Origin of the sequence: Streptomyces sp. ID05-39B (assembly GCF_033794725.1) — a bacterium.
GTDB lineage: Bacteria > Actinomycetota > Actinomycetes > Streptomycetales > Streptomycetaceae > Streptomyces > Streptomyces bobili.
Map to the genome: position 1 here is coordinate 1 of NZ_JARGEF010000367.1, position 5,642 is coordinate 5,642.

A 5,642-nucleotide genomic window follows, 5' to 3' on the forward strand; every position below is an offset into this window, starting at 1 on the left:
TGTTTTTGTAGTGGGAGCAGCACCGGGAACCGGCGTTGCAGGGGGGACGTCTCGGCGGGGTTGCGGGGAGGGATGCGGAAGAAGGCTGGGTCGCACCTGCCCATGTGTTCGAGGAAGCCTCCCCGCCGGCCGTGGCGGCGGAGCGTGCGTTGGCGGCCGGCGTGGAAGGTGGGGCGCCAGTCGACGAGGCCGCCGACATCGCCGTGATCGCGGTCAGCGGACGCTACCCGGGCGCGCCGGACGTGGAGACCTTCTGGCGCAACCTGGAGGACGGCCGCGACGCCATCACCGAGGTCCCCGCGGACCGCTGGGACTGGCGGGCCACCTTCGACGCCGAGCGCGGACGCAGTGACCGCAGCTACAGCCGGTGGGGCGGATTCCTCGAAGACATCGACAAGTTCGACCCCGCCTTCTTCGGCATCCTGCCGCGCGACGCCGCCGACATCGACCCACAGGAACGCCTGTTCCTGGAGACCTGCTGGGACCTGCTCGACCGCGCCGGCTACCTCGGCGGCTCCACCCACGAGACGATGACCGGGGTGTTCGCCGGCGTCATGTACGGCTCGTACGGGCGACTCGCCGCCACCGGCTGGGCGCACGGCAAGCTCTCCGGCGCACACTCCGCGTACTGGTCGGTGGCCAACAGGGTCTCCTACCACTTCGACTTCCAAGGACCCAGCTTCGCCGTCGACTCCGCCTGCTCCTCCTCGCTGACAGCGGTCCACCTCGCCGTCGAGAGCCTGCGCCGAGGCGAGTGCCGGATGGCCCTCGCGGGCGGCGTGAACCTGATCCTGCACCCCGCGCACCACGTGTCGCTGTCCTCGCTCAACATGCTGGCCGGCGACGGCGCCTGCAAGGTCTTCGACGAGCGCGCCGACGGATTCGTGCCCGGAGAGGGCGTCGGCGCCGTGCTGCTCAAGCCGCTCGCCGACGCCGAACACGACGGCGACGAGATCCTTGCCGTGATCAAGGGCAGCACCGTCAACGCCGGTGGCAAGACCGGTGGTTACACGGTCCCCAACCCGCAGGCGCAGGCCGCGCTGATCGCCGAGGCGGTGCGCCGCTCCGGCGTCGACGCGCGCACCATCGGCAGCCTGGAGGCGCACGGCACCGGTACCGCCCTCGGAGACCCGATCGAGATCGCCAGCCTCACCCGGGCGTTCAAGGAACTCGGAGCGGGCCCCGAGGAGTTCCGCTGCGCCGTCTCCTCCGTCAAGGCCGCCATCGGCCACCTGGAGGGCGCGGCCGGGATCGCCGGACTCACCCGGGCCGTGCTCCAGCTGCAGCACGGCAGGATCACCCGGTGCGTCAACCTCGAGAAGGTCAACCCGAAGATCGCCTTCTCCGGTTCGCCGTTCTACCCGCCGCGCGAGACGGCCGACTGGCCCGCGCCCGCCGACGGCTCCCCGCGCCGGGCCGGCGTCAGCGCCTTCGGCGCGGGCGGCGCGAACGCCCACGTGGTGCTGGAGGAGTACCGCCCCCGCACCGCCCCCGCGAAGCCCCGACCGGACGACGGCGAGCAGCTGTTCCTGCTGTCCGCGCGCACCCGGGGCCAGCTGGTCCGCTACGCCGAGCGGGTCGCCGACCTGCTCGCCACCCCCGGTGGCGCCGAACTCCCGCTCGCCGCACTGGCCCGCACCAGCCAGATCGGGCGCCGCGAGATGGCCGAGCGGCTCGCCGTACTGGCTACCGACACCGCGCAACTCGGCGACCGCCTACGCGACTTCGTGAGCGGGACGGACAGCTCCGGGGTGGTCGCGGGCAGCGCCGGCGGGGACGTCGGCGGCTGGTCGCTGCTCGACGACGAGGACGGGGCCGCGCTGGTCGCCACCATGCTGGCGAAGCGCCGCCTTTCGAAGCTGGCCCGGCTCTGGACGGCCGGCGTGCCCGTCGACTGGCAGGTCTGCTGGACCGCGCCGCACCCGGGCAGGGTTCACCTGCCGCCCTACCCGTTCGAGCGCAGTCGGCACTGGCTGCCCGACTACTTTGCCGAGCCGCTCCCCGCGGTGGCGGCACCCGCCGCACCGGCCGAGCCGGCCACCGTCTGCCGGTACCTGCGCCCGGTCTGGGAACCCGAGGCGCCCGGCAGTGTCGCCACCCCGCTCCCGTCGACGGTGCTGATCGTCGCGGTGGACGAGGAACTCGGTGGGGAACTCGCCCGCCGACTCGACGCACGCGGCACCCGCGCCGTCCTGGCCCGCCCCGGCGCCGCCTTCGCCCACACCGGCGAGGACCGGTACACGGTGGCCACCGGAGAGCGCGAGGACCTGCGGCGGCTCGCCGCCCACCTCGCCGAGACCGGCGCGCAGCCGAACGCGGTCGTGGTGGCGGCCGGCGCCGACGGAGCCGATCCGGAGGCGGGATTCCTCCCGCTGCTGTGGTCCTGTACGGCCCTGCTGGCAGCCGCCCCCGCGGGCACCGCGCTGCGCGCCGTCTACGCGCACCGCGGAGCGCCGCGGGACGCCCAGCCCGAGCACACCGCCGTGGCCGGCGCACTGCGCACCCTCGCCCTGGAGCACAGCTCGTTCACCGGCAGCTGCCTCGCGGTCGGCCCGGACGGAGACGCCGCCGGACGGATCCTCGCCGACCTCACCGCTCCCGCCGCGGACGACGCGGTGGTCCAGGCCGGCTACCAGGACGGCGCCCGACTGCTGCGCCGGCTCACCGAGTTCACCCCCGCCACCGGTGGCGAGCCCGCCGACCTCGAGCTCCGCCCCGGCGGCACCTACCTGATCACCGGCGGCGCCGGCGCCCTCGGCGTCCGGGTCGCCGAGTTCCTGGCCGTCCACGGCCGCCCGATCAACCTGGTCCTGGTCACCCGCGGCGGGCCCGACCGCTCCGCCCGCGACCGCCTCGACAAAATCGCCGGCAGGGGCGTCACCGTGCACTGGGAGCGCGCCGACGTCACCGACGCCGAACAGGCCCGCCTGGTGATCGAGGAGACCATCGACCTCTACGGCGCACTGCACGGCGTCATTCACGCCGCCGGGGTCGTGCACGACGGCCGCGCCGTCGGCAAGGAACGTGCCGAGGTCGAGGCCGTACTGGCTCCGAAGCTCGCCGTCGCCCACCTCGACCGCGCGATCGGCGAGCGGCCACTCGACTTCTTCGCCGTCTTCTCCTCACTGGCCGGCGAGGTCGGCAACATCGGCCAGGTCGACTACGCCTACGCCAACGCCTACCTGAACGGCTTCGCCGAGACCCGCGAACGCCTGCGCGCGCGAGGCCGGCGGAACGGACGTACCGTCGCCATCGCGTGGCCGCTGTGGAAGGACGGCGGCATGCGGGTCGACGACGCCACCCTCCGGCTGTACGCCCAGCGCTGGAACATGATCCCGATGACCACCGAGACCGGCCTGCGGGTGTTCTGCCAGGCACTGGGCGGTGAGGAGCCGGTGCTGGTCGCCGTCGAGGGCGCCGCCACCGCGATGCCCGCGGCCCCGGCCGCCTCCGCGTCCGCAGCTGCTCAGGTGTCCGCTCCCGCCCTCCCGGCACCCGTTCGTACGGCGGTCGACCCGGACCTCGCGGTGCGGGCCGAACTGCGCCGGATCGCCGCCGGGTTCCTGCTGGTCGACGAGCACGAGGTCGACATGGACGGGGAGCTGCTGGACTCGGGCTTCGACTCGATCACGCTCACCCAGCTCTCGGTCGACGTCAACGAGACCTACGGTCTCGACCTGCTGCCCACCGTCCTGTTCGAATGCCCGACCCTCGACGACTTCGCCCGCTACCTGGTGACCCACCACGCGGACGTCATCTCCGGGACGGCCCCTCAGGCGACGGCGGCCATCACCGAGCCGGCACCGCCGCCGGCCGGCCCCACGGCGGTGGCGACACCCCGGCCGCTCGCACCCGCCGCAGCCGCAGCCGCAGCGACAGCCACAGCCACAGCCGTCGTTGAGCCGGAGCCGGAGCCGGAGCCGGATCGGGAGTCCGCCCCGGAGTCGCTGTACGGCCCGACGCCCATCGCGGTCGTGGGCGCCGCCGGACGGCTGCCCGGCTCGACCGACCTGGACGCGTTCTGGCGGCACCTCGACGCCGGGGACCACCTCGTCGGCCCCGTCCCCGCCGACCGCACCGACCTGCGGCAGGACCCGGAGACCAGTGAGCTGCGTGGCGGGTTCCTGGAGAACATCGCCGACTTCGACGCCGCGTTCTTCGGGATCTCCGCCACGGAGGCGGGCCTGATGGACCCGCAGCAGCGGCTCTTCCTCGAGGTGGTGTGGCGGGCCGTGGAGAACGCGGGCTACCGGCCGTCCGCACTCGCGGGCAGCGCCACCGGCCTGTTCGCGGGAGTCTCGACCACCGACTACGACGACCTGATGCGCACCAACGGCGTCGCGGTCCAGGCGCACACCGCCACCGGCCTGTCGCACGCGGTGCTCGCCAACCGGGTCTCCCGGCTGCTCGACCTGCGCGGCCCCAGCGAGGCGGTGGACACCGCGTGCTCGAGCGCGCTGGTGGCGATCCACCGGGCGGTCCGGGCGATCCTGGACGGCGACTGCGACCTCGCGATCGCCGGGGGCGTCAATGCGACGCTCAGCCCAGGCCTGTTCACCGCGTTCACCAAGTCCGGAATGCTCAGCTCCGACGGCCGGTGCAAGACCTTCGACACCGCGGCCGACGGCTATGTACGAGGCGAAGGCGCGGGTGCGGTGGTGCTCAAGCGGCTCGACCGGGCGCAGGCCGACGGTGACCACATCCACGGCGTGATCCGCGCCACCGCCGTCAACCACGGTGGCCGCTCCACCTCGCTCACCGCCCCCAACCCCGAGGCCCAGGCCCAGGTGCTGGTCCAGGCGTACCACCGGGCCGCACTGTCACCGGACACCGTCAGCTACATCGAGGCCCACGGCACAGGCACCTCGCTCGGCGACCCGGTGGAGACCGAGGGCCTGAAGCGCGCCTTCGCCCAGCTGTACGCCGAGGCCGGCCTGCCGCCGGCCGCCCGCCCGCACATCGCCCTCGGCGCGGTCAAGACCAACATCGGCCACCTGGAAGCCGCCTCCGGCATCGCCGGCGTGCTCAAGACCCTGCTCAGCTTGAAGCACCGCCGGCTGCCCGCCACCCTGCACCTCACCGAACTCAACCCGTACCTCCGCCTGGACGGCACTCCCTTCTACGTCAACGACCGTGCCGCACGTTGGGACGGCGTCGTCGACGAGGCCGGCCGGACCGTCCGCAGGGCGGGCGTCAGCTCCTTCGGTTTCGGCGGCTCCAACGCCCACGTGGTGCTCGAGGAGTACCAGGGCGAGACCCCGGGGCCCACCGAACTCCCGCCCGCCGCCCGGCTCTTCCCGCTCTCCGCGCCGACCGCCGCGGCCCTGCGCGACTACGCGTCGACACTCGCCCGGCACCTGGAGGCCAACCCCGACGTCGAGGCCGCCCGTGTCGCCTGGACCCTGCAGACCGGACGCGACGCCCACGCCGAACGCGTGGTCCTCATGTCCGCCGACCGAGAGCGGCTGCTGGCCCAACTCGTTGCGCTCTCTCGGGGGGAGTCCACCGACCTCCCCTCCGACCCCGCCGCCCGCGAGTGGCTGGACACCGGCCGGACCGCATGGGAGTCCCACTGGCCCGCCACGCGCCCGCGCCGCCTCCCGCTTCCCGGCTTCCCCCTCAACCCCGTACGCCATTGGTTC

1 protein-coding gene is annotated in these 5,642 nt (G+C 73.8%); it reads left to right on the plus strand.

What is annotated here, in order from left to right; genetic code table 11:
- Positions 1–104 precede the first annotated feature (104 nt).
- Positions 105–5,642: beta-ketoacyl synthase N-terminal-like domain-containing protein (locus P1P75_RS39100; protein WP_319264349.1), on the plus strand; the 5,538-nt coding region annotated here is incomplete at its 3' end.